19 protein-coding genes are annotated in these 22,552 nt (G+C 41.6%); 6 read left to right on the top strand and 13 right to left on the bottom strand.

From position 1 onward, the window contains the following. Positions 1-136 precede the first annotated feature (136 nt). Complete coding sequence (locus MuYL_RS06355; protein ID WP_094569733.1) at positions 137-2,344, top strand: tetratricopeptide repeat-containing sensor histidine kinase; 2,208 nt, start codon at positions 137-139, stop codon at positions 2,342-2,344. 72 nt (positions 2,345-2,416) lie between these two features. Here the strand turns inward: MuYL_RS06355 and MuYL_RS06350 are convergent, their stop codons facing one another. Further along, positions 2,417-3,124, bottom strand: coding sequence for an ATP-binding cassette domain-containing protein (locus MuYL_RS06350; protein WP_094569732.1), 708 nt, complete (start codon positions 3,122-3,124; stop codon positions 2,417-2,419). 313 nt (positions 3,125-3,437) lie between these two features. On the opposite strand from MuYL_RS06350, the gene trxA reads away from it, so the two are divergent. Further along, a complete protein-coding gene (gene trxA / locus MuYL_RS06345) occupies positions 3,438-3,758 on the top strand; it encodes a thioredoxin (RefSeq protein ID WP_073402323.1) in 321 nt (106 codons plus the stop codon). A gap of 122 nt (positions 3,759-3,880) precedes the next feature. Beyond that, positions 3,881-4,795, top strand: coding sequence for a DUF58 domain-containing protein (locus MuYL_RS06340; protein WP_094569731.1), 915 nt, complete (start codon positions 3,881-3,883; stop codon positions 4,793-4,795). A 103-nt stretch (positions 4,796-4,898) separates the two neighbouring features. Here the strand turns inward: MuYL_RS06340 and MuYL_RS06335 are convergent, their stop codons facing one another. Next, positions 4,899-6,215, bottom strand: a complete 1,317-nt coding sequence (locus MuYL_RS06335; RefSeq protein WP_094569730.1) for a sensor histidine kinase — start codon at positions 6,213-6,215, stop codon at positions 4,899-4,901. Between the two features lie 109 nt (positions 6,216-6,324). Beyond that, positions 6,325-7,002: a response regulator transcription factor gene (locus MuYL_RS06330; protein ID WP_094569729.1), complete on the bottom strand. Its 678-nt coding sequence runs from the start codon at positions 7,000-7,002 to the stop codon at positions 6,325-6,327. A 229-nt stretch (positions 7,003-7,231) separates the two neighbouring features. On the opposite strand from MuYL_RS06330, the gene MuYL_RS06325 reads away from it, so the two are divergent. Beyond that, positions 7,232-8,749, top strand: coding sequence for a glycoside hydrolase family 130 protein (locus MuYL_RS06325; protein ID WP_094569728.1), 1,518 nt, complete (start codon positions 7,232-7,234; stop codon positions 8,747-8,749). A 59-nt stretch (positions 8,750-8,808) separates the two neighbouring features. Here MuYL_RS06325 and MuYL_RS06320 read toward each other — a convergent pair whose 3' ends face one another. From MuYL_RS06320 to MuYL_RS06275, 10 genes are all read right to left on the bottom strand, one after another. Beyond that, positions 8,809-9,816: a glycosyltransferase family 4 protein gene (locus MuYL_RS06320; RefSeq protein ID WP_094569727.1), complete on the bottom strand. Its 1,008-nt coding sequence runs from the start codon at positions 9,814-9,816 to the stop codon at positions 8,809-8,811. Continuing rightward, entirely contained in the window at positions 9,817-12,096 is a 2,280-nt protein-coding gene (locus tag MuYL_RS06315) for a glycosyltransferase family 4 protein (protein WP_094572870.1), read from the bottom strand. Between the two features lie 414 nt (positions 12,097-12,510). Then, positions 12,511-13,698 (bottom strand): aspartate aminotransferase family protein, encoded by a 1,188-nt coding sequence (locus MuYL_RS06310; protein WP_094569726.1) that lies wholly within the window; start codon positions 13,696-13,698, stop codon positions 12,511-12,513. A gap of 135 nt (positions 13,699-13,833) precedes the next feature. Further along, complete coding sequence (locus MuYL_RS06305) at positions 13,834-14,325, bottom strand: hypothetical protein (RefSeq protein WP_094569725.1); 492 nt, start codon at positions 14,323-14,325, stop codon at positions 13,834-13,836. Between the two features lie 9 nt (positions 14,326-14,334). Beyond that, complete coding sequence (locus MuYL_RS06300; RefSeq protein WP_094569724.1) at positions 14,335-15,084, bottom strand: hypothetical protein; 750 nt, start codon at positions 15,082-15,084, stop codon at positions 14,335-14,337. A 51-nt stretch (positions 15,085-15,135) separates the two neighbouring features. After that, positions 15,136-15,690, bottom strand: a complete 555-nt coding sequence (locus MuYL_RS06295) for an RNA polymerase sigma factor (protein ID WP_094569723.1) — start codon at positions 15,688-15,690, stop codon at positions 15,136-15,138. A 111-nt stretch (positions 15,691-15,801) separates the two neighbouring features. Continuing rightward, the gene (gene bcp / locus MuYL_RS06290) at positions 15,802-16,263 is read right to left on the bottom strand and encodes a thioredoxin-dependent thiol peroxidase (RefSeq protein WP_094569722.1); all 462 of its coding nucleotides are present in this window, start codon (positions 16,261-16,263) and stop codon (positions 15,802-15,804) included. Between the two features lie 2 nt (positions 16,264-16,265). Continuing rightward, complete coding sequence (locus MuYL_RS06285) at positions 16,266-17,984, bottom strand: M23 family metallopeptidase (RefSeq protein ID WP_094569721.1); 1,719 nt, start codon at positions 17,982-17,984, stop codon at positions 16,266-16,268. 76 nt (positions 17,985-18,060) lie between these two features. Next, positions 18,061-18,672 (bottom strand): fumarylacetoacetate hydrolase family protein, encoded by a 612-nt coding sequence (locus tag MuYL_RS06280; protein WP_094569720.1) that lies wholly within the window; start codon positions 18,670-18,672, stop codon positions 18,061-18,063. Positions 18,673-18,788: 116 nt separating this feature from the next. Beyond that, a complete protein-coding gene (locus MuYL_RS06275; protein ID WP_157740651.1) occupies positions 18,789-19,232 on the bottom strand; it encodes a T9SS type A sorting domain-containing protein in 444 nt (147 codons plus the stop codon). Positions 19,233-19,486: 254 nt separating this feature from the next. On the opposite strand from MuYL_RS06275, the gene MuYL_RS06270 reads away from it, so the two are divergent. Beyond that, positions 19,487-21,439: a KUP/HAK/KT family potassium transporter gene (locus tag MuYL_RS06270; RefSeq protein WP_094569718.1), complete on the top strand. Its 1,953-nt coding sequence runs from the start codon at positions 19,487-19,489 to the stop codon at positions 21,437-21,439. 253 nt (positions 21,440-21,692) lie between these two features. Beyond that, positions 21,693-22,487 carry a phosphatase PAP2 family protein gene (locus MuYL_RS06265; RefSeq protein WP_245845794.1) on the top strand — a complete coding sequence of 265 codons (795 nt, stop codon included), beginning with the start codon at positions 21,693-21,695 and terminating at the stop codon, positions 22,485-22,487. Positions 22,488-22,552: the final 65 nt, after the last annotated feature.

Here is a 22,552-nt window from a genome sequence, read left to right as displayed (position 1 = left end):
TATTTGAGTTATACCTCTTGAAAATAATTTTAATTAATTAGAAAAAAGCATAACAAAGTATCTCGCTTTCTGCGTATAAGTGATTGTAAAACAGTTATTGACGGTAAATTATTACATCAACTAAAATACGTTCACATTGAAGATACACTTAACCTTATCTTTTTTATTTATATCAATTTCTGCATTTGCTTCAATAGACCGGGGCAGAGTTGACAGCTTAAAAATATTAATTGCAGGAGCAAATAAACAGACGCTACCTGATACTACCACCATAAAAAGGTTAAACAACCTTGCCGAAAACTATTTCGATTCCAACCCCGACAGCACCCTGTTTTACGGACGCAAAAGCATTGAACAGTCACGCAAAATTAATTACAGGCAGGGCCTGGCAAACGGCCTGGTATTAACCGGCCATGCAAACTTTTTTAAGGGCCGGTTTGCACAAGGCCAGCAAAATTTTGATGAAGCGCTTGATATCTATAAAAGTATAAACGATTTAAAGGGCCTTAGCAATTGCTACAAGCTTTACGGCCGCATGGATAATTTACTTGCCAAATACCAAACTGCTTTATACTACCTTAATTTAGCTTTGGATTTAAATACACAATTAAAGGACGATACCGAAATTGCCGATTGTTATAAAAACATAGGCATCGTATATTTTAGCGAAGGGCAAAATTCAACTGCGCTTGACTACTATTACAAAGCCTTGTATTTAACTATTAAAAATAACGACCACAACGCATCAGCATCTATATACAATGATATTGGCGTGGTGTTACAGGGCATGGAGGTTTATCCAAAAGCACTTGAACATTACCATAAAGCACTTAATCTTTTTAAGGGCACCAACAACCTTACCGGGGTTGGTACCATTAATGAAAACATAGGAGAAGTGTTGATAGCACATAAGGAGTATGACAGGGCAATTGTTCATTTATCAAAGGCAATTAAAATTGCCAAAAAGCAGGACGATAAGGACGGCATGAGTTCCGTATTCACCGACCTTGGCTTGTGTTATGCACATAAAGGACAATTTGCCTTAGCAAAAAGATACCTGGATACCTCCCTGCAAATTGCAAGCAAATTTAAAATTGTTTACAACCAGGCTTATGCATTAATTGGCATGGCTACCATGTACAACCTGCAAAAAGATTATAAAAACGCATATATCTATGCCACGCAGGGCCAGCACCTGGCGGCTACACTGCGTAATTTAACGGTACGATCAAGCGCTGCGCTGCAATTAAACAAAACCCTTGCAGGCCTGGGCAGGTATGACGATGCCTACAATATGCTAAAACGTTACAATGAGCTAAAGGACAGCCTGAACAACAACGAGAGCATTCAAAAGCTTACTTCCTATAACCTCGAACTTAATTTTGCATCAAAAGAGCGGCAACTTGCCCAGCAGCATAAAGAAAAAGATGATTCGTATAACCAGCGCATCAAACAGCAGCGCCTGATAAACCTGATCTTTTTAACCATCATTATCGGCATGCTTGCAGTGTCAATTGTTTACTACAGGCAAAAGCGCAAGCAGCAACAAATAAACGCAATGCTTGAAGACAAAAACAGGGAAGTATTACAGCAAAAGACCGACCTTGATGACCAGGCCAAAAAGTTAAACGACCTGAATGTTTTAAAAGACAGGCTAATATCCGTACTTGCGCATGATCTTAGGGCACCATTGAGCACGCTAAGGGGCTTGTTCAGTCTTTTAGAGGATGAAACTATTTCGCACGAACAAATGCTTGCGATGATTCCGGGGGTGCTTAAAAAGCTCGAATACACCTCTGATTTCCTCGACACCCTTTTATTTTGGATTAACAGCCAAATGGATAATTTCGACAGTTCTACCAAAAGCTTTTTTATAAAGGATATTGTTGCTTACGAAACTGAAAGCTACCTGGAACAGGCAAAATTAAAAGGTATTAACATTATTGACAGTGTTTCGCAGGACGCGGTAGCGTCTGCCGATCCTAATTCTATCCGCATCGTTATTCGTAATTTAATTACAAACGCTATAAAATTCTCGAGCGAAAACGACACCATCGAAATTACTTCTATTCAGCAGGACGATCACAACTATGTTATTTCTGTAAAAGATACAGGAATGGGTATGAGCGAAGAACAATTGGGTAAGCTATTTAAAAGCAAGGTTAACAGCAATACCGGCACCAACAACGAATCAGGAACAGGCATGGGAATGCTGTTTTGTAAGGACCTTGTTGAAAAGTGCAGCGGAAAAATCTGGGTTACCAGCAAGCAGGGCCAGGGAACCAAATTTTCGTTTACCGTGCCAATGGGTAAACTTACAGAAAGCCATCTTGAAGTAGCCTGATGTTAGCAGCGAAACCTTTAAACTTATTTCAGGCTCATTTACGGCCTTTTGTGGTATTAAACTTAATACGCACTAAACGTTGGTCAGTTCAATAAAGATATGCTCCAGTGTTTTGCGCTTATTTTTGTTCCTTAAGCCTTCAAGCGAATCATTAGCTACAATTTTGCCTTTGTTAATAATAATCACCTGGCTGCAAACCGCTTCCACCTCCTGCATAATATGTGTCGATAGAATCACCGTTTTTGTTTTACCAAGATCGAGGATAAGCTGGCGGATACCGATCAATTGGTTAGGATCAAGGCCCGAAGTCGGCTCATCCAATATAAGTACAGCCGGGTCATGAATAATGGCCTGTGCAAGGCCTACCCGTTGCCGGTAGCCCTTTGATAACTGTCCTACCTTTTTGTGTTGCTCAGGCCCTAATCCTGTCTGTTCAATTATATCCGCTATCCGCTTTTGGGGCGATTTCATTTGATGGATGCCCGCAATAAACGCCATCGATTCCTTAACATACATATCAAGGTAAAGCGGGTTACTTTCGGGCAGGTAGCCTATATTGCGTTTTACCTCAATAGCCTGGGTTTCCACATCAAACCCACAAACCGATGCCGTACCTGTAGTTTGCGGGATAAACCCAGTGAGTATCTTCATAGTGGTTGATTTGCCTGCACCGTTGGGGCCTAAAAAGCCAAGTACGCCCGGCTGCGCCGTAAAACTTATACCATCAAGCGCCCTTTGTGCCCCATAAACTTTGGTCAGTGCTTCAACAACAATACTCATGCTTCAAATGTAGGAGATAGATATGAGATATAACGAATTTCGGAATGTGGAATTTCGATTTCGGATTATTGCAGATCTTTTGTAGGATCTATTACCTTGTTGCTCATCCAGGTGATAATTCGCGGCAACGGACAAAAAAGCAGTTCATTATCATCCAAATGCAACCAAAAACTCATACTATTGTCAACCGAAAATCAAACAATACATTTAGGCATGCCGGCGATAATTTAATTGTCATATTGTCATATACACAATTGCGGCAAGCTATTTGAATAGTATATATTTGTAACACGAAAAATAAAATTTAGAAATCATGGCTTTAGAAATAACTGATGCAAACTTTGACGAACTTGTCCTTAAATCTGACAAACCCGTATTAATTGATTTTTGGGCAGAATGGTGCGGCCCTTGTCGCATGGTTGGACCGGTAGTTGAAGAAATTGCAAAAGAATATGAAGGCAAAGCGGTAGTAGGTAAAGTTAATGTTGACCATAACCCAGGCATATCAGTAAAATTTGGTATCCGTAATATCCCCGCTCTTTTATTCTTTAAAAACGGCGAAATTGTTGACAAACAAATTGGCGCTGTTCCAAAATCTGTATTAACTGAAAAATTAGCTAAGCAATTAGTATAAATTGATTTAACGATTACGAATAATTGCACCGATTGGGAAACCGACCGGTGCAATTGTTTTATAAATCAATCCATTTTTATACGCAGCAAGTCTTTTTTCACAATCGGCCAAATCAAGAAAGGATGTTAAATGATGATCAGCATATAAGGCAATTAGCTAACCTCGAGCTGCTGGCCCGCCAGGTAGTTGAAGGCTTTATAACCGGCTTGCATCAAAGTCCTTTCCACGGTTTTTCAGTTGAATTTGCCGAGCACCGCCTGTACAACAATGGCGAATCCGTAAAAAATATAGACTGGAAGCTGCTGGCCCGTACCGATAAGCTGTTTGTAAAACAGTTTGAAGAAGAAACCAACCTAAGGTGTTACCTCCTGTTGGATACCTCTTCATCCATGAATTTCCCGGATAAGGGGATCAATAAGCTGCAATTCTCCATTTATGCAATAGCATCGCTCATGTACCTGTTCAAAAAACAGCGCGATGCCTTTGGCTTATGCCTGTTTAGCGACAAGGTCCAAATAATAACGCAGGTAAAATCAACTACTTCGCACCTGTTTTATCTGTATGCCGAGTTGGAAAAAGCATACAATAATCCTAAAATAAATACAACAACCAATATTACGCAGGTGCTGCACCAGGTGGCAGGGCAAATTCATCAGCGCTCCATGATCATCCTGTTCAGCGACATGCTGGAAAATAGCCTTAACCCTGATAAAATGCAGGCGCTGTTTGCGGCTATCCAGCATTTAAAATACAACAAGCACGAGGTGATTATTTTTAATGTTAATGATAAACACAAGGAGCTTGATTTTAACTTCGCTAACCGCCCTCATCAATTTATTGATATCGAGAGCGGTGAGCAAGTGCGGGTGCATCCGAATAAAATTCGCGACTCCTACATCACATCATTGGCACACTATCGCCACCAGCTTGAATTAAAGTGCGCGCAGTACCATATTGATATGGTTGACGCCTACATTGAGGATGGTTATAACAATGTGCTTAAATCGTACCTCATCAAGCGGAATAAGATGATATAAAAAAAGCTGTCCTTTTTTCAAAGAACAGCTTTATAGGGGTAACAAGAAACTAAAACTCCACAGTCCAAAGAAACATAGTTAGTATGAAGATTATGTGAAGTTGTTAATTAAACATCAGTTTTATAGAAGTTCCTTCATTTGTCGCTGATATTATTTGAATTTTTATATCATGAAACGTAGCGATACTTTTCACGATAGCCAGTCCCAGGCCATAGCTCTCCTTCTCGTCGGTATCCAGCTTTTCAAAACGGTTAAACGCCTTTTCTACTTCCTGGCTGCTCATCCCTTTTCCTGTGTCTGCAATTTCAAGTTCGTACCCATTTGCGGTTAAATGGTCGTTAATATCAATACTACCGCCCTCTGGCCGGTTGTACTTTATCGAGTTATTAATAATGTTAAAAAGCACGGTATGCATGAGCGTGTGGTTACCCCGTATGGAGTAGTTATGCTTTATATTATTATTAAAGGTAATCTGTTTATCTTCCATGCGGTCTTCCAGTTCGCCGTAAACCTCATCAACTACATCGGCAATCCTAATCTTATCATTTTTGTTGAACTGCTTGTTTTCCACTTTTGATATCAAAAGCAGGCTGTTGATAATTGATTTTAACCTGTTTAAGGTTTTAAGCGATGCAAATATTTTATTTTCGCTATCTTCTTTTAAGTCCTCGTGCGACAGTACATTTTCCAGCCTTGAGCTGATGATGGAGATCGGCGTAAGCAGTTCATGCGATACATTGGCTATAAATTGTTTCTCAAGGCTAAACAGGTCGGCAATTTTTTTCATTAAGGTGCTGATACTCTCGTCAAGCAACCTAAAATCCTGTGTGCTGGTTTCAACCTTTGCATAGTCAAAGTTCATCGGATCGTTGACTTTGATCAACTTCCGGTCTATTATATGATAGAAAGGGGCCAGCAGGTATTTGGTAAAAATAAGGTCAATGATGAGGGTAAGCAGCAAAGCCACAACCAGCAACAGCAAGGTAAATTGTTTTATGGTTTGCTTCAGCTGTATAATGGTGTCAAGGGTGTCCCCTATCTCCAGCAGGTAACTGTGATTTTCGAAATTAAAACGGTAAGTAAGTACCAAATAATTGTCCGTATTTTTTTCGATGGTGCGCCGCTGGGTGCTAAAACTTTCCGTGGGTTTCCGCCCGGCCTCGTAAGGAATTGACTTAAGAAAAATGTATTCTTCCTTTAAAATATTGTAATTGGTAAAACTTTGCTGCTGGCTAAGGATCTGACTGATCTCTTTTGATGAAAGGTTATTGATGAATACATCTCTTTTATTGGTAAGCCGGGTTGATAAATGCGCATAGGTGATCTTCTCCAGCGAAAAAAACATCAGCACGCCGGTAAACACAATAATAGCCAGCTTGGTTAGGGTATTATATAAAGCCAGTTTTATTTGTAGTTTCATGTAAGGTAAGTTGATTAAGTTAAATTGGGTTGATTAAGTTGACTAAGTTATTTTCCAATTCTTTATAAACCAATCAACTACTTTCTTAATCAGCTCAATCAACCGTTCCTTAAATATTAACCCTGTATCCGATACTCCTCACCGTTTCAAACCATTCTATTGGTTCAAATTGCGAGAGCTTTTTCCTCAGGTTCTTAACATGCACATCAACAAAGTTCGAATCGGAGTTAATCTCCAGCACATCGCCCCAAACATGTTCCGTCAGGTTGGTGCGCGATATTACCCGGTTTTTATTCAACACCAGATAGTTAAGTATCTCAAATTCCTTTTTGGTTAAGTTTATCCGCTCTGTATTGTAATATATGGTGCGGTTCTGTATGTTCATTTTAAACTCCTTAATCACTATATCATTACTCTCCAGCTTATGCTTGCGCCGGGTAATGGCATGTATGCGCGCTAAAAGCTCATTTAACGAAAATGGTTTTGCCAGGTAATCATCAGCCCCCTGCTCAAGCCCATGTACCTTATCATCCACAGCACCGCGGGCAGTTAAAATAATTATGGCATCATCCCGGTCTTTTAAATCTTTAATCAATTGCAGCAAGCCAAAGCCATCGCCATCGGGCAGGTTGAGGTCAAGCAGTATAAAATCATAACTATTTACACATATTTTTTCTTCGGCCTTGCTTTTGGTATGGGCGTGTTCTATCGTAAAACCCTCATGGCTTAAAAACTCGCCTATCTCAAGGGCCAGCCCTTTTTCATCTTCTACAATCAATACGTTCATAAGCAGGCAAGATACTAATTTGGTTGATGAGAGATTGTTGTACACATTGAAATTATTGTAATGCTTGTAAACATTAATGAAGTTAGTTCAACAATACTAAAAACCTCATAACGTTTCAACAACTACAACGTTTAAAACCTTTAAATTATGGGCAGCCACTAAATTAATCGTAAAATTGCTGCAATCAATTTCAGCGCAATGCTGTTAAACAATAAATTCATTTTTTTATATGAGACTTTCCATTGAACGCAAGCCAATAAGAATAAATCCTGATCCCAAACGCGTAATTGCCAGATTCTTTTTTAATGGAAATGACCGGGCCAAAGAGGTAATTCAAAGGGTTATGGATATTAGCGAAGACAATGCATTTGGTATTGTATCGCCCTTATTGCAGGAATACTCCAAAAGACACCGTAATATTACCCGGGCGCTTAACCGCCATTGCAGCAAATTAAAGCCTCTTTTTGCCGAGCTTGATATTGATTATGATACGTTAACCGTTTATCGTAAGCTGCTGATAGGCTCGTATTTTACACATGAATACTCTATTGAATCGGCCGCTTTCTTTAACCCCTCAATTATTGAAGATCCGGATCAAACAGAACTGCAGGAAGGGCAGCGGAGGGTAATTATTAGTTTCCGGGCTGTGGGCGAAGGACATATCTCGTCCATAACATTCAGAAGGGCTTTAATTGACCAGGCAAATAATATTACCGTTTTACCGGCCGGCAGCTATATTGACGAAGCCGAAATTGTAAGGAACGCGGTTTATAACAAGAAACTCTTCTTTGAAAAAGCAGCCGTAACTCAAATAGATATTAATGTACTGAACGAACTGGAGTCAAAGCTGGATCATCATTTTGAATACGCAAACCTGCGCCGCATCATTATCGATTCGCAGAAAATGCAGGAAACCGATATCAAAAAGCTGGAGTATGACAAGATCCTTTGGCTGGCAGACTCCTATTACGAAATCGTTTTTTCGCTGGATACTGATATATCTGACCGGGTTATTTTTCCTATTTCGGAATATGAACGCAAAGGAATTGAGGATGCAAGGTTTGTACATTTTAAAAACGACGACGACAGCACCGTTTATTACGCCACTTATACGGCGTATGATGGCTCGCTGATTATGCCAAAGCTTTTGCAAACCAACGATTTTTACAACTTTAAAATAATGCCTTTGTACGGTGCAGGTGCGCAAAACAAAAACCTGGCCCTGTTTCCGCGAAAGATAAATGGCAAGTTTGCAATGATCTCCAGGATAGATGGTTGTAATAACTACATCATGTATTCTGATAAGATCAACATCTGGGAAAAGCCTATTATGTTGCAGCAGCCCAAATTCAGCTGGGAATTTATCCAGATCGGCAATTGCGGCTCGCCAATTGAAACCGAGCATGGATGGGTGGTTATTACGCACGGTGTAGGACCTATGCGCAGGTATGTGCTGGGTGCAAGCTTACTAAAGCTGGACGATCCCGAGGTTGAGATCGGTCGCTTAAAAGAACCGCTGCTGATCCCTAACAGCGATGAACGCGAGGGGTATGTACCCAATGTATTATACTCATGCGGCGCATTGGTGCACAATGGCAAACTTATTATTCCTTATGGCGTATCAGATTCTTCAACCGCCTTTGCCGAGGTTGACCTGAACGAATTGATCACTAAGCTTATTGACGATAAAAAAGAAACCAACAAAGTAGAAAAAGCTGCAAAGGTTAAAGATAAAGTAGAACATTGAGGCCGAACAAACGCCTGCTTACAGCCTTTGTTAAAGCAAGGGCTGTAAGCAAGCACCCTTTATTTAGCTAAGATCTGCTTGTATAATTTTAAGTAATCTTCCGCCATTTTATCGGCCGAGAATTGCGATTCGGCCCAGGTGCGGCAATCTTCGCGGCTTATATTTCCAACTTTGCCAACCGCATCAACAGCTTCATGAACATTGTCAACTAAGAAACCTGTCTTTGCGTCCTTAATCAATTCCGGCATCGAGCCTTTATTAAACGCTATTACCGGTGTACCGCAAAGCATTGCTTCAGCCACACTCATTCCAAAAGGTTCGTTAAAATTTATAGGATGCAAAAGCGCAAAAGCGTTTCGTAAAAGCTCGCTCCTTTTTGCCGGCTCAGCATTACCTACATATATGATATCAGCGCCAAGAAAGGGTTCTACTTTTTCTTTGAAATAATTGCTATCCTGTATCAACCCCGCAATTAGCAGCTTCCTTTTACATTTTTGCGCAATTGCTATCGCTTCGGCAGTACCCTTATCATGATGAATGCGGCCAAAATACAGCAGGTAATCACCGGGGGTATCATTAAACTCAAACTCCGCAACGTTTAAGCCGTTGTAAACAGTTGAAAGATAATTGAGTTCCGGACTACGGTCCGCATTGCTGATGGATACATAATGCCCCAAAGCATTGTACTTCTTATATACTGGGATTATCCGTGGCGACGAAAAACCATGAATGGTGGTAATAACCGGTGTTTTTACCAGGCCTGAATAGGTAAGCGGCAAAAAATCAAAGTTATTATGAATGATGTCAAACTCGCCGGCCCGCTCCATCAGGTTACTGATGTGCAGGCATTCCAGCACCTTTGCATCCTGGGTACGGTCTTCCTCATAGCCTGTGGCGCAAATGGAATATAATTTCCCGGCGGTAATGGAATCGCCTGTTGCAAACAATGAAACATCAACCCCAAGCTTCACCAGCCCTTCGGCAATGTTTGATGCCACCTGTTCCCACGGGCCATAGTGCCTGGGCGGTGTACGCCAGGCAACAGGTGCTAATATGGCTGCTTTCATTTAATAGGAGAATGAAGCATGTTCATCTAACTTGTTATACTCATACTCCAGCTCAAATGCCTTTAATACCGTAAGATGCGATATCAGGTAAGCCAGCGTACTTTCAGCGCCCTGGTTCCGGTTTATACCCGTTGGCAGCAAGCCATCACAACAGCCTTTCGTTTCGTGGTCATAGAGCGGCGCCCTTAGCGTATTTTCCCCTAGGAACCATTTATAACACAAAAACATCTTTTCAATATATTGTGGCTTGCGAAAAATGGTATAGGCCTGAAAATGCATCAGCACCATGGCCATGGTTTCAATAGCCTGCTGGTCATAAACAGGGCATGTACCGCCTTTGTGGTACCAGCCTTCGTTTCCAACAGGGCTTAAATAGCCGTTTGCCAGCGTTACCTCATCCAAAAATGCCATCGTTTTTAGCGCTACTTGTTTAACCGCTTCGTCACCTGTAATCTCGCACGAGTGTAAGAGCGCCAGCGGAAGTATCGCATTATCATAAGTCATTTTTTCTTCAAACCATTGCCAGCCGTCTGACTGGTGGCGCTCATAGGCAGCCATCAGCGGCGTGGTTAAGTTTACCATCTCAGCAATCATTCCATCATCACCGGGGAACACTTTCAAGTAAAGGCTGATACCGATGATTGTATTGGCCATTCCCCGCAAATGTTTCAGGGTTTTAAAATGGGGGAACGAACGGTGAAAAATCTCGGTAGCAAATTCCCGGTATGAGTTACTGGACGAACAGCCTATAAGGTAGCCAAGCGACCAGATGGTGCGCCCGAATGAATCTTCCGAGCCAACCTCATCCAGGTAACGGCGGTCGAAACTTAAAAAATTGCGGAAGTTACCATCCTCCGTTTGCATATAGTGAATATAGCTCAGGTAAATGGGCAGCAACTCAAACGCTTCCTTGCTTTTGCTGCGCTGGTAAGACATTAATGCCATAATGAGCGCACGCGCATTATCATCCAGGCAATAACCCTCCTTTAAATTAGGAATGCCATATTTGGCGTGTTGAACTATCCCGGTGTCATCAGTTAAGCGCAGCACATGTGTAAGGCTAAACTTAGGCATTATCTCGGGGTCAACAATACTGTTCTTTAATATCTTGTCACTAAAATCGTGGTCGGCACACGCTTCCTGCGCCACCCGTATAAACTCCGACCCTATCACCGGCCAGCGTAAATGCAGGCCATAATTATAGGCGTTTTGCTTCAATTCGTTCAGTACCCGTTCCTGGTCTAATAGCTCAATTACGTTTTCGGCCAGCGCGTCAGCATTTTTAAAATCGAACAAGCGGCCGCGGTTGTTGGCTAACAGCTCGGTTGCGTGCCAGTATGGTGTTGACACCACTGCTGCACCCGCGCCAACGGCGTATGACAAAGTTCCGCTGGTTATTTGAGCCTCGTTTAAGTATGGGGTAACGTATATATCGGTTGCTGCCAAATAATCCACCAGTTCTTCTTCTGATACGAACTTATTAATGAAACTTAAGTGCTTTGAAACGCCCAGTTGTGCAGCAAGGGTTTTCAGGTGGTCGCGGTACTCTTCGCCCGAACTTTTTATTACGCCGGGGTGGGTATTTCCTAAAACCACGTACATTACTTCAGGATGGTTCTCAACAATTTTAGGCAATGCCCTTACCACGGTTTCCAGCCCCTTGCCCCGGCTTATTAAGCCAAAGGTTAACAATACTTTATGATTTTTAAATTGGGTTAAACCTTTAACCGGGTTCGGCTGCGATGCTTCGACATCAGGCACCCCATGCTCTATGATCTGGATTTTCTCCGCGGGGATATCGTAAATGGTGGTTAAAAATTCAACCGCCCGTTTGCTCATTACAATTATTTTTGATGATTGATCGGCAATTTCGCGAATGATGATGCGCTGCACATAACTGGGATCTTTCAAAATAGTATGTAAAATGGAGATCAGTGGCTTCTCCAGCCTGTTCAATAGCGGAAGGATATAAATGCCGCTTTCGCCGCCGTAAATTCCAAACTCATGCTCCATAATACAAACATCGGCGCTGCTGGTATTAATGTAATTGGCCGCACGGATATAGTCCTTTTGATGATTTTGCCTGATCACATACTTAACCTCCTCCGGGTATTCATATTCCTGCATGCTTTCAGAATCATTCAGGGCAACAACAAAACCACCGTTCAATAATGATTTCCTGTCGGGGAAATTGGCATTCACTGCGCGCATCAAATTTTGGTTAAATGTTGCTATTCCGCATTCGCGGGGAGGATAGGTTGAGATGTATGCTATTTTCATTCTTTCATTTAATTTAAATGGCAACAAAGCCATCACAAGCTTACTTGTATATTTCGGCCGCTTGTTATGGCCTGGTTTTCTGTAAATAGATGTAACTTAATAACCCCGGTGTTAATTAATTGTTTAATGCGGTGACCAAAAAACGCTGCATTTTTATGCAACAATCAATCAATATGACCTTAAAATGGCCAATAACGAGGTATTCTGTATAGTTGTCACAAACCATACCAAGTTTAACTTGGAGGATAATTCAGGGATTGTAATAATATTGATAAGACATTATTACTGGTAATTATAAAAAAGGAAGGATCTTTAAATCTGGGCTGCGAGAACCCGATTAAAGATTTTAAAGACTATTTACCAATGTACGCTTTATTTGCGCCTTATATTCATCGGTCGAAATTAAAGCAAATATTAACTGTAATAAGTTATCGCCTCCATGATCACCCCGCAGGCCTTCTCAATTTCGTTAAGGGTTATAACCAGCGGCGGCGCTATGCGCATGGAGTTGCTGCAATGTAAAAACCAATCTGTTATTACACCGTTTTCAATACAGCGGTCAATAATTTTTTTGTTCAGCTCAAAGCTTTCAAACTCGGCAGCCAGCATTAGCCCCTTTCCGCGCACCTGCTTAATAGCCGGGTGAACAAGCAGCTTTTTAAACAGCGCCTCTTTTTCGGCAACTCCGGCAATAAGGTTCTCCTTCAGTAAAACTTCTAAAGCTGCAAGTCCGGCGGCGCAGCATACCGGGTGGCCGCCAAAGGTGGTAATATGCCCGAGGATTGGATTTTCCTTCAGCGCTTCCATTATTTTGTTCGATGAAACAAAGGCACCCACAGGCATTCCCCCGCCTAAAGCCTTTGCCAGCAATAAAATATCAGGCTCGATGCCAAAATGCTCAAATGCAAATAGCTTACCTGTGCGCCCAAACGCAGCCTGGATCTCATCCAGTATCAGCAATGTGCCAGTTTCATTACACCTGTTGCGCAAAGCCTGCATATAAGCGAAATCGGGCACTCTTATACCTGCCTCACCCTGCACGGTTTCAACGATTACACAGGCTGTTTTATCGGTTATTTTTTTAAGGCCGGCGGTATGGTTAAAGTTTATAAAGCTTATTCCCGGCAATAAGGGGCGGTAGGCCTGCTTAAAATCCTCGTTACCCATAACGCTCAGTGCGCCGTGTGTACTGCCGTGATATGAGTTTTTAAAGGCGACCACTTCATACCTGCCGGTATAACGCTTGGCCAGCTTTAAAGCTCCTTCCAGCGCTTCAGAACCTGAATTGGTGAAATAAACAGATTGCAGATGCGTGGGCAGCAGCGAAACTAATTTTTCGGCGAAGCGTACCTGCGGGGTTTGCACATATTCGCCGTACACCATCAGGTGCATATATTTGTCAACCTGATCTTTTATCGCTTTTACCACCGCGGGGTTGCTGTGGCCAAGGTTACTTACCCCAATGCCCGAGATCAGGTCAATGTACCCTTTCCCTTCCTTGTTGTACATATAGATACCTTCGGCACGCTCAAACTCCAGCAATAAAGGAAAATCAGTGGTTTGCGCGTTGTTGGCTAAAAAAAGTTGTCGGAGGGTGGGCATGCTGCAAAAATAAGGGAAAAGTCCGAAACTCTGGGAAGCTCATCATCATCCAAAAGACAAATTGTACTTTACGCAGTAATTGCGCATGCCGATTGCTGTAGGCTGTAGGGGTTCAACCCGGTTGAACTAAAAAGACTAGTCCCCTGCCCTAACGCTGCGTTCGGTAAGTTGTTTCAGCACTTCGTCATTAAACTCGCGTTCGCTTTTGTAAAGCACACTCACTTTTTCGGGTGGCAGTATTTTGTAGAACTCATCCTTATAGTGCTTTTTAATATCCACTATCTGCGATTCGTATTTCAAATCAAGATCAACCTGCTTTGGACCATCAGCCGTTGAGCTGGAGTTGTTTATTCTTTTCAAAATGCGCACAGCAGTAAGCTCCTCGTTATATTTACGGTAAACCGGCCAAAATGCTTTGGCTTCCTGCTGGGTAAGATCTAATTGCTTGCTTAAAAACCCTTCTTTAACGGCCTGCATTTTCCTTACAGCTTTAGGCTTTGCATTTCGTGCAGCGGGACGCGTTACCGGGTTAAAACGCTGCACAAGTATACGATGCTGCCCATAACCCTGGTATCCCAAAGCAGTTATAATTAATACCCCAAAAACAATTCTTACCAGCTTACCCATTTAAATTAATTACTGTGCGTTACTTATATCCTTTTGTAAAGCATTTTCCAAACTCACATCGTCAATTGATACGTCATCAGCGGCAACTTTTTGCTGAGTATCTGACGGGTCAAGATTCAATTCCAGGTAGCTCTTTATATCATCTACCGGCACACCTGATAACTCCTGGTGCAAAAAAGTACCCTTATGCTCAACAACAGAACCAGTAAGCTCGCTTAACAATATACCACCGCCCAAAGCCAGTGCAAAACAAGCTGCAGTAGCATATTTAAACGCGGTTGAAGTATATAACCTCCTGATGATCCCGCGGTTTTTAACAACTGGCTGGTTTTGCCCTTCGTTAACCGTTTTGTCTAAAATATTTGCAGTTAATTTATTAAAATAACCCTCCGGAACAGTAAACTGTTCGGCGGGTTCGCCTAACGCTTCTTCCACAAATATGCGGCTCTGAATCTGCTGCTGCAGGCCCTCAAAATATCCCTCGGGCACAGCAAAGCCAGGCTCATCTAAATTTACGGTACTTTCAACCGCTATCCTGCTTTGTATGTTACCGGTAAGTTCCTCAAAATAATTTTCCGGAACCGTAAAACCGTCTGAAAATCCCTTGTCTTTTAATTCATCTAAATTTCTGAATGCTACAATTCGATCTCCGAGGTCGTCAAAATAACCGGCCGGCACTGTAAACGGATTATCAGGATTAATCTGTTTAAGTGACATATATTCGTCTAGCCAATCTTTATTTTCCATATCACTCTTCATATCGTACTTATAGATAGAACTAATAGCAAAAGGTTTAAAATTTATTTAAAATTAATCTCTACCCAATAGATGTGCTTCAATTTTTTTTACCGCAAGGTGAAAAGAAGCCTTTAACGCGCCCACGCTGGTACCCAGCACCTGCGATATTTCTTCGTACTTCATATCTTCATAATACTTCATATTAAATACCAGCTTTTGCTTTTCGGGCAGCGTCAACAATGCTTCCTGTAACTTACGCTGGGCTGCGTCGCCATTAAAATAAGTCGAATCAGCCAGTGTGTCTGCCAGGTCGTAGGGCATATCGTCAATTGATACATTGTTTTTTTGCTTTTTCTTATTCAAAAAGGTAATGCATTCATTGGTTGCTATGCGGTACATCCAGGTGTACAACTGTGCATCGCTCCTGAAACCGGCTAAATTCTTCCAGATCTTTATAAAAACATCCTGCACCAGGTCATCCGCGTCATCATGGTCAATTACCATGCGGCGCACGTGCCAGTATATTTTTTGCTGATATTTTTTAAGCAGCATGTTAAATGCCTCGTTCCGGGTTTTCTCATCCTGAAACTTGCTTAATATCTCTGCGTCGTCAACCTCTTTAGGCATGTAACAATAATTAAACTTATATTTTATTTGTTATTTATTATTATCAAACAATAATAATATTTTTCTTATGCAATTCGCGTACCTGTTTCTGCTCTTTAGCAACAAATAACGCTATTGCAAAAGGTCAAGCACCTGCTGCGATGAATTTTTGGTATCAACCTTATCAATTATCTTTTTAATGGTGCCATCGGCGCTTATTAAAAAGGTTTTACGTGCGGTACCCATGTACTTTTTGCCGTACATGTTTTTTTCAACCCAAACCCCATAGGCTTCGTTAATGGTTTTATCGGTATCTGCAATCAAAGGAAATGGCAGGCTATACTTGGTTTCGAACTTTTTGTGCGATTTTTCATCATCGGTGCTTACACCAATAACTTCAAATCCCTGGCCCAGCATTGACTGGTAATTATCCCTGAAACTGCAGGCTTCGGCCGTGCAGCCCGGGGTATCGTCTTTCGGATAAAAATAAAGGATCACATTTTTTCCTTTAAAATCTGTTAAGGAAACTGTTTTGCCATTTTGATCTTTAGCGGTAAAATCAGGGGCTTTATCGCCTTCTTTAAGTGTTGCCATTGTTATCTGTTAAAAGCTGCTGTAAAGTATTTACTATTATTTTTATTATCGCTAACAGTTAATTCAAATATATGTTTACCCGGTGCAATATCGGTATTAAAGCTATAACCCAGAACTTTACTTTTAAAATCCCATTCCATAAGCACCCATTTGCCGTCAATTTTACCTGTATATGATCTTATGCCCGATAGGTTATCACTCATCCTGAAAAATATCCCTTTAGCCGCAGCCATGTTAGCATTGGGTTTAATATTTAACGGAATAATAACCGGCGCAACGGTATCCAGCTTAATAAAAAAATCACCAAAGGTATGCGGCTGCGCTTTAATATAGCCATCCTGGTAAGTGCCACCCGCCATGGCCCCGTCGGTACTAACTATCACAGCCTTATCGGCATATTTACCAATATTGCTGTCGGGCTTTATCCAGAGTTCATAACTGTCATGTACGGGGGTAAACTTGTTATGGATGCTGTGCGTTGCCGAAAAAGCTCCCTGCCTTTTGGGCAATATTTTGTAGGTAAACAGCAAATCATCGTAAAGGTTGCCGGGCATAATCACCACCTTAACTTTATCGTTGCCAAACTCGTTTTTCTGATCGTAGTGAAATAAGTTTCCACCAGTTTTAATAATGGAAAGCGTATTATCTGCACTCCCGGCCTTAACTTTTAAATTTAAGGTTGATGTATTGCCGGCTACGTCCTTAACCACATACTGTACATCATGCGTCCCGCCATCATTAAAATCAATTAGTCCCCTGTTTACCGATTGCGGGTAAAGCGAGATTTTACTGCCCGGTAACAGGAAGCACTTCTGAATCCACCGGTGGGTTTTCATCAGCTCGGGATAGTCGATATAAGCGTTTATGGCATGGGTTTGATCAAATGCGAAGCGTTCAACTGCAAAAGTATAAACGGTTTTACCGTCAAGCTTTAACTCGCACGAATAAATGCCATTATGGTTTGGCGATACGCTGGTCATATCATTGGTACTGATGCCGAAACCAATTTGCCCGGTTAAATTAACTACCTGCGGACTGATTAAATGATAATTGCCATTGCTGCCGGTAACCCCAAAAAACTGCCGCCGGGTATTTTCGCTAAACGGATTCCCGTCAAGGTGGTATATGCCGATAGCCGTAATTGACGGCGGCACCCTGTCAGGAATAGTTAAGCCAAACAACTGCGGGTTAATTGTTTCTTCCGTTTGCGTGTCCCTGATCTCAAAATGCAGGTGCGGACCAGCTGAGGCCCCCTCATTGCCCGACATGGCAATAACTTCGCCCTGGCAAACCATTAGCTGTAATGGGTCAAGTTTTATATCAACCTCAAAGCTGTGCTGTCTGTATTGTTCATCCCTGATGATTTTAGCCATGGCCGGGGTAAACGTTTTAACATGCCCGTAAACAGTGGTAAAGCCGTTAGGATGGGTGATATAAATAGCATGACCGAAACCGCCAAACTGGATGCGCAAACGGGATACGTACCCATCATAAGCAGCATGTACCGGGTAGCCGGTTTGCTGGTTGGTTTTAAAATCGAGCCCCGAGTGAAAGTGTGCCCCCCTTAGCTCACCAAAAGAGCCGGCAGTTGACGGCGGCAGATCAAGCGGGTATCGGAAAAAGTTTTGCGGGTATTGCCTGCTTTGAATGGGCCCCTGTGCAAACAGGTTAAAACAACAGCAGGATATAATAAAAAAAGCACTAAAATATTTTTTACTCATACTTATCTTCAACGCTATTTTGTTGAAAGGTGGTAAGATTGCAAAGTTTAAACGTTTTGATTAATGATAGTCCCTGTTACTTCACCAGGAAATCGAGCATTTTTACATCCTCAAGATATCCTTCCAGTCTGTCGCCAACATTTACCTTAGCTACCCCTTGAGGTGTACCTGTAAAAATGAGGTCTCCCTTTTTAAGGGTGATGTATTTGGAAACAAATGCAATAATGTACTGGAACGAAAAAAGCATGTTCGAAGTATTGCCCGTCTGTCGTTCCCCGCCATTAACATCCAGTTTAAAGTTGATGTTCTTCAGGTCGGCAAATTGTGCCTTAGGCACAAAAGCACTTATCGGGGCCGAGTTATCAAAGGCTTTGGCAAGCTCCCAGGGCAATCCTTTTTCTTTATGCCGCGATTGGATGTCGCGGGCGGTAAAGTCAACTCCCAGGGCAATTTCTTCAAAATAGTTATTGGCAAATTGCTCGCTGATGTGCTTCCCCTCTTTGCTGATCTTTATTACGATCTCAATCTCATGGTGAATATCTTCCGAAAAATCAGGATGATAAAAAGGCTTGTTATCTTTCAGCAAGGCCGTATCGGGCTTCATAAAAATAACCGGAACGCCCGGAACGGGGTTATTCAGCTCTTTAGCATGCTCTGCGTAATTGCGGCCAATGGCTATTATCTTCATAAAGCCGAAATTAAACTAAGATTTATAGGATTAAAAGATTTCAGGATATTTTTTTTGAAATTAAAGCTCAAAAAGTTTGAGCCGGCTTGATGGGTAACTATGCGTACAGATCAGGCCTAAAGTACCGAGATCCGTTTAATTACCGATTCTGTACCGGCAACAACCCTTAAAAAATAAAAGCCCCGGGCAAGTTTGCTGTTAAGCGGATAGGTAAAATTTTTCTCACCGGGTTCAACGCGTTGGTTGTAAAGTGTTATGATCTCATTGCCCAAAACATCCACTACCTTTATGGTAACGTTTGATGAACGCGATATTTCGTATTTTAAATTAATTTGATCGGTAACCGGGTTGGGATATACCGATACGTTGCTCAACAGCTTGTCGTCAGGTTTTGCAACGCTAACCTTGGTAGTTGATATAACAGCCGGCCTTATAGGAGGCAACACTAAGTGCAAACTATTTTTAAATGCAGAACCTTTGGTAGCTTTTGGCTTCAGGTAGCGAAGGATACTGGTATCAGTCCGCTGGTAACTCATAGCACTGGAAAAGGCGAAATTCATAAATATCGCTATCGCAATTATTATGAACCATGATTTATTATAAGTAGAATTTCGCCTCATGCTGTATATTATTTACAAAAGTATAAATAAACCCGTCATCCGTTTCAATATACATGACATTTATCATTCTTTTTAACAAAATTTAACAGTAAAAGGTTTAATACTGCCATAAATTTAGTTTTTCTTTCGTTAATATTTATTATTTAATCACTTAATTGTAATTTTTAATACTTTTGGGCTTTTGAAAGTATATAGTGTCGAATCATAAAGATCTGCAGAAACTAACCGCCGCCGGGCTGTTAATAAGCTTAGGAATAATTTACGGAGATATCGGTACCTCTCCGCTGTATGTGTTCAAAGCCATTGTAGGTGAACGAACTATAACAGAAACATTAATTTTAGGCGGCGTTTCGCTCATTTTCTGGACGCTTACCCTGCAAACCACACTAAAATATGTAGTTATAACTCTTCGCGCTGATAACAAAGGCGAAGGTGGTATATTCTCGCTGTTCTCGCTGGTGCGGCGCCGTGCTAAATGGCTCATTATACCGGCTGTTATTGGCGGCTGTGCGCTGCTGGCCGATGGCATTATAACCCCTCCCATCACCATATCATCAGCAATTGAAGGTTTGCAAAGCAAGTTTCCGCACCTGGAAACCATGCCCATAGTTATAGCCATTATCATTTCACTTTTCATTATACAGCAATTTGGCACCTCGCTGGTGGGTAAGGCTTTTGGGCCGATGATGTTCATCTGGTTTACGATGATGGGGGTTTTAGGCGTCAGTTTTATTATCCAGTCGCCTGCTATTTTTAAGGCTTTAAACCCTTATTACGCTTTTAAATTACTTACCAGCCATGAACCGGGCGCGCACCCGCTGATAATTATTGGCGCTGTGTTTTTGTGTACCACAGGTGCCGAAGCTTTGTATTCAGACCTTGGGCATTGCGGACGTAAAAATATCCAGATCAGCTGGATTTACGTAAAAACCTGCCTCATCCTTAATTATCTGGGCCAGGCAGTTTGGCTGTTACAGCATGAAGGCACCAAAATGGATCTTAATTTAAGTAATCCATTTTATAAAATTATGCCCCAATGGTTCCTGATCTATGGCATTGGGATAGCCACCGTTGCTGCGGTAATTGCAAGCCAGGCCTTGATATCAGGTTCATTTACGCTGATTGCCGAAGCCGTGAGGTTAAACTTGTGGCCAAAGGTGCGCATCAATTATCCATCTGAACAAAAAGGGCAACTGTATGTACCCAGTGTGAACTGGCTATTGTGTGCAGGCTGCGTAGGTGTGGTACTGTTATTCCAGGAGTCGGCCAATATGGAAGCGGCCTACGGTTTAAGTATCACTGTGGCTATGTTAATGACTACCCTGCTGGTAGCAAACTTTTTAAGGCGAAAGAAACTGCCAACCTATATAGTGGGCATATTTTTAACCGTCTATTTACTTATCGAAGGCACGTTCCTAGCCGGTAACCTGGTTAAGTTTGTTCACGGCGGCTGGTTTACGCTTTCAGTTGGCTTGTTTCTTTTCACCATCATGTGGTCATGGCATACGGCCCGTAAAATACGGAACCGCTACGTTAAATTCATTGAGATTGAGGATTACTTCAGCATTCTTAAAGAGTTAAGTGATGATGAAACGGTGCCTAAATACGCCTCGCAGCTGGTTTATTTAACCAGTGCCAACTTCAATTCAGAGGTAGAATCAAAGATCATTTATTCCATATTGCAGAAACAGCCAAAGCGGGCAGATGTTTATTGGCTGGTGCACGTTGACGTAGTGGATGAACCTTATAAAAGAGAATACGAGGTGGATTTTTTGGTACCCAACAAATTGATCAGGATTGATTTTAAACTGGGTTTTAGGGTTGAACAGCAGATAAACCTGTTGTTTAGAAAAGTGGTAGAGGATCTTGTAAAAAAAGGCGAGGTTGATATTACCAGTACTTACAAATCATTACACCGCCATAAAATTGTCGGCGATTTCAGGTTTGTTGTGATTGAGAAAGTACTTTCACGTTCACATAACCTCTCTTTTTATGAAAGCTTTATTATGGGTTACTATAAGATCCTGAAAAAGATTAGCTTATCAGAAGAGCGCGGCTTTGGGCTCGACCTGAGCTTTGTTACGGTTGAGAAAGTGCCGCTAATGCTTGCCGCGCCGGAGAACGTGGAAATCCACCGGATCATTTAAATTAAAATCAACATTGAAGAATCATTACGCCAGCCGGTTGTAAGACTTTAACGGTTATTTTATTGTGATAATTTTACTTTTATTAACCTAAACTTCATAATGGGTTAACTCCACCCAATTCAGAATTACTACAGAATTAAACAATATTTTTATTTTTTTTAGGTTTTAGTGAAATCTATTTTAATATTATTGGTGTATATATTTTAAAAAACATACCCATCAATAAATTGTTAAGTACTAAAAAATATAGCCATTGAGAAAGATATTATTTGCGTTATTGTGTATTATTTCATTTAATGCCACAGCCCAGGATACCGATACAGCCAAAAAGAAACTTGCCGATACATTAAAAAAAGATCTTTTAACGGCTCCGGATACTGTAAAAAAGCTGCATAGCAAAACAGCTGCTTTAATCCCTCCTGCTATTTTTGTTGTTTATGGAATTTCCAGTTTCATTATTCACCCGGTGCGGCGGTTTGATTATTACGTTAACAATAACTTCAACAAATATTATCCGCGCTACAGCGGAAGCCTTGAAAATTACTTTCAGTTTGCGCCTGTTGCGCTGGTTTACGGTCTAAACCTGGTTGGCGTATCAGGCAAAAACACATTTATTGACAGAACGGCATTGCTTGGCCTTTCTGCAGGCATAGCCGGTATTTCTGTTTACGGCTTAAAAAACACAACCCATCGTTTACGTCCCAACAGGGGAGATTATTTGTCCTTCCCTTCAGGGCATACGGCCAATGCGTTTATGGGGGCGGAGTTTTTAGCGCAAGAGTATTCAGGGAAATCACCGGTATATGGAATAGTGGGCTATGCTTTTGCAGTTACAACTGGTGTTTTCAGAATGTATCATCGCGACCATTGGTTCAGCGACGTTATTGCAGGTGCCGGCTTCGGCATCCTTTCTACAAAAGCTGCTTATTTGGTATATCCTTACCTTCGTAATAAACTAACTCATACGGACAAGACCGGGAAACATACCATGGTTATGCCAATGTATCAGGACGGTGTAAAAGGGCTGTCCTTTGCAATGGAGTTGTAGAGAGTTCTGCTAAAGAGTACCATTATTGTAAGTTTTGCAGATGTTAATACACTTACGACCAATTA

This window comes from Mucilaginibacter xinganensis (genome assembly GCF_002257585.1).
Lineage (GTDB): Bacteria > Bacteroidota > Bacteroidia > Sphingobacteriales > Sphingobacteriaceae > Mucilaginibacter > Mucilaginibacter xinganensis.
Note: the sequence above shows the minus strand (reverse complement) of the source record. Positions and strands in the feature narration are given on the sequence as shown.